A 4,313-nucleotide genomic window follows, 5' to 3' on the forward strand; every position below is an offset into this window, starting at 1 on the left:
GCTGACGGCCAACGGCAAACTCGATCGTAAGGCGTTGCCGGCGCCGGAGCAGGGTGCGGGCGTGAGCCGTGGGCCGGCCAGCGAGACCGAGACGGTCTTGTGTGAGGTGTTCGCGCAGGTGCTCGGCCTGGACTCGGTGGGGGTCGAGGACAGCTTCTTCGACCTGGGCGGGCATTCGCTGCTGGCGATCCGGTTGTTGTCGCGCATCCGTGCCCGGCTGGGCGCGGAGGTGAAGATCCGGATGTTGTTCGAGTCGCCGACGGTGGCGGGGTTGGCGGCACGCCTGGCCGGTCCGGAACAGGAGCAGGTCCGCTTGGCCCTGCGAAAGGCCGAACGGCCGGAGCGGCTGCCGCTGTCGTTCGCCCAACAGCGGTTGTGGTTCCTGGCCCAGCTGGAGGGCCCGAGCCCCACGTACAACATCCCGCTGATCCTTCCGCTGACCGGAACCCTGGACATCGCGGCGCTGAACGAGGCGCTGCGGGACGTCATCGCCCGCCACGAGTCGCTGCGGACGATCTTCCCGGCCGTGGAGGGTGAGCCGTACCAGCGGATCCTTGACCCGCAGGAGCTGGACTGGCAGCTCCAGGTACGCCGGCTCGCGCCCGATGAGCTGGCCGAGACGGTCGAGCAGGCGGCGTGGCACACGTTCGATCTGTCGGCCGAGGTGCCGATCCGGGGATGGCTGTTCGAGACCGGACAAGAGGAGCGCGTCCTGGTGCTGGCCGTGCACCACATCGCGAGCGACGGCTGGTCGACGGCTCCCCTGGCCCGTGACGTGTCGGCCGCGTACGCGGCGCGGCTGCGCGGCGAGGCGCCGGTGTGGGAGCCGCTGCCGGTGCAGTACGCCGACTACGCGTTGTGGCAGCGGCAGCTGCTCGGCGACGAGTCCGACCCGGGCAGCCTGCTGTCGACCCAGGTCGACTACTGGCGGCAGACCCTCGCCGGAGCGCCCGAAGAACTGGAACTCCCCTACGACCGGCCGCGCCCCGCGGTATCGAGCCGCCGCGGGTATGCGGTGCCGTTGCGGGTCTCCGCCGAGGTGCACGAGGGGCTGGCGGAGCTGGCCCGGACCGAAGGCGTCACGTCCTTCATGATCATGCATGCCGCTCTGTCGGTGCTGCTGTCCCGCTTGGGAGCAGGCACCGACATCCCCATCGGCTCCGCCGTGGCCGGGCGCACCGACGAAGCGCTGGACGACCTCGTCGGGTTCTTCGTCAACACCCTGGTGATCCGCACCGACCTGTCAGGGGACCCCTCCTTCCGCGAGCTGCTTGCCCGCGTACGCGAAACGAGCCTCGGCGCGCTGGAGCACCAGGACGTGCCGTTCGAGCGGCTGGTCGAGGAGCTGGCGCCGGAGCGGTCACTGTCACGGCACCCGCTGTTCCAGGTGGCGCTGCTGGTGAAGAACACGGACCGCGCGACACTGGAACTGCCCGAAGTACGCCGCGGCGGCCGCGGGGCCCGGGCCGGCAGACCGGCCACGGTGCCCGCCAAGTTCGACCTCGACGTGGCGGTCCGGGAGGCGTTCGACGACGAGGATCGTCCCGCCGGGCTGCGCGGCCTCGTGATCGTCACGGCCGACCTGTTCGACGAGGACTCTGCCCAGATGCTCGTGCGGCGGCTGGAACGGGTGCTCGAGGCCGTGTCCGCGGCCCCCGGCACACGGGTGCACGCCGTCGACATCCTTGACGCCGGCGAGCGTGACCTGGTGCTCAACCGCTGGAACGACACCGCTGCCGACGTGGCGGACTCCAACATCGTGGAGCTGTTCGAGCGGCAGGTGACCGCCAATCCGGACACCCGCGCCGTGGTGGCCGGCGAGGTGGAGCTGTCGTACCGGGAACTGGACACACGGGCGAATCAGCTGGCCCGGCACCTGCGCGGATTGGGGGTGGGCGCCGAGTCGGTCGTGGGCGTGGTGATGGAGCGCGAGGTGGAGCTCCTGATCGCGATCCTGGGCGTGTGGAAGGCGGGTGCGGCCTACCTGCCGATCGATCCGGGCAACCCGGCCGAGCGTGTCGCGCTGGTGCTGGACGACGCCGCTGTGGCCGCCGTCCTGACCAGCAGTGGCGCCCGTGCGCTGGTCACGGCCGCCACCGAGGCTCCGATGATCGTGCTGGACGACCCGGAGGTTCGAGCGCAGCTCGCGACCATGCCGGACAGCGCGCCTACGGTGCCGGCCGAGCCGGCCGGCCTGGCGTACGTGATCTACACCTCCGGATCGACCGGCACGCCGAAGGGCGTCGCGGTCTCCCACGGATCGATCCCGAACCTGGTGTCGGTGTTCGCTCCGTTGATGGACGCCGCGCCGGGTGCCGGGCTCCTGCAGTTCGCGTCGTTCGGCTTCGACGCGTCGGTTCTGGACGTGGTGGTGGCGCTGGCGAGCGGGGCGACGCTGTGGATCGCGAGCGAGGAACAGCGCGTCGAGCCGCGGGGGCTGCGGGAGCTGCCGGAAGTCCAGGCGGCCAGCGTCGTGCCCTCGCTGCTGAACGTGCTGGAGCCGGACGATCTGGCACACGTCGGGCCCATGGTGGTCGGCGCGGAGGCGATCAGCGAGTCGGTGGCCCGCCGGTGGGCGGCCGGCCGGCGGCTGGTGCACGCGTACGGCCCGACCGAGGCCACGGTGATCGCGGCCGTGGGGCAGGTGGATCCCGACGGATCGGGTCCTGTGTCGTTCGGCGGGCCGATCGCCAACACCCGCCTGTACGTGCTGGACGACACCCTCAGCCCGGTGCCGGTGGGCGTCGCCGGTGAGCTGTACGTCGCCGGGACGGGCCTGGCCCGCGGGTACGCGGGCCGGCCGGGGCTGACCGGTGAGCGGTTCGTGGCCTGCCCCTTCGGCGGCTCGGGTGAGCGGATGTACCGGACCGGCGACCTGGCCAAGTGGACCGCCGACGGGCAGCTGCTGTTCGCCGGCCGGGCTGATGAGCAGGTGAAGATCCGCGGGTTCCGGATCGAGCCGGGCGAGATCGAGGCGGTGCTGCGGACCCACCCGGACGTGCACCAGGCCGCCGTGATCGCCCGCGAGGACGACCCGGGGGAGAAGCGGCTGGTGGCGTACGTGGTGCCCGCCGACGCCGATACTGGCCGTGTCGTGGTCGACGGCGGTGCGCTGCGGGAGTACGCGGCCCAGCGGTTGCCGGAGTACATGGTGCCCGCCGCGGTGGTCACGCTGGCCGAGCTGCCACTGACGGTGAACGGCAAGCTCGACAGGAAGGCCCTTCCGGCTCCGGAGTACGCCAGCGGGTCGGGCCGGCCGCCGGCGACCGTGCAGGAGGAACTGCTGTGCGGGGCCTTCGCGGAAGTGCTTGGCGTGGAGTCGGTCGGCGTCGACGACGACTTCTTCGAGCTCGGCGGTCACTCGCTGCTCGGGGTCCGGCTGGTGGCGCGGATCCGTGCGGTGCTGGGTGTCGAGGTTCCCCTGTGGATGCTCTTCGAGGTCTCGACGGTGGCGGAGATGGCCGCCCGCCTGGCGGAGACCGAAACGGACCGCACTCGCGAGCCCTTGCGTGCCGGGCCGCGTCCGGAACGCGTTCCGCTGTCGTTCGCGCAGCGGCGGCTGTGGTTCCTGGGCCAGCTGGAGGGTCCGAGCCCGACCTACAACGTCCCCGTCGTGCTTCGGCTGAGGGGCGAGCTGAACGTGGCGGCGTTGAACGCGGCCTTCCGCGATGTGCTCGCTCGTCACGAGTCCTTGCGTACCGTCTTCCCGTCTCTGAACGGTGAGCCGTATCAGCACATTCTGGATATGGCGGAGCTGGATTGGGCCCTGCAGGTGTCCCGGGTGGAGGCCGGTGAGGTGGCCGAGGCGGTGCGGCAGACGACGCGGCACGCGTTCGATCTGTCGAGAGATGTGCCGATCCGGGCGTCGCTGTTCCAGACCGGGACCGACGAGCTGGTCCTTGTGGTCGTCATGCACCACATCGCCAGCGACGGCTGGTCGTCGGCCCCGCTGGGCCGCGACCTGTCCAGCGCGTACGCGGCCCGCATGCGGGGTGAGGCTCCGGTGTGGGAGCCGTTGCCGGCGCAGTACGCGGACTACGCGTTGTGGCAGCGGGAGTTGCTGGGCGAGGAGTCCGACCCCGGCAGTCTGCAGGCGGCGCAGATCGGCTACTGGCGGGAGGCGTTGGCTGGTGCGCCGGAGGAGTTGGCGCTGCCGACGGATCGGCCGCGGCCGGCGACGGCCAGCCATCTCGGTCATCGGGTGCCGTTGCGGATTCCGGCTGAGGTGCATGAGCGGATGGTGGCGCTGGCCCGTTCCGAGGGCGTCACGGTGTTCATGATGCTGCAGGCGGCGCTGGCGGTGACGCTGTCGC

Annotated in this window: 1 protein-coding gene; it reads left to right on the forward strand. The window is 71.4% G+C overall.

The window, feature by feature from the left end; all coding sequences use genetic code 11:
* Positions 1 to 61 precede the first annotated feature (61 nt).
* On the forward strand, positions 62 to 4,313 hold a 4,252-nt coding region (locus ETD86_RS52740), incomplete at its 3' end, for a non-ribosomal peptide synthetase (RefSeq protein WP_170223784.1).

This window comes from Nonomuraea turkmeniaca, from assembly GCF_005889735.1.
Lineage (GTDB): Bacteria > Actinomycetota > Actinomycetes > Streptosporangiales > Streptosporangiaceae > Nonomuraea > Nonomuraea turkmeniaca.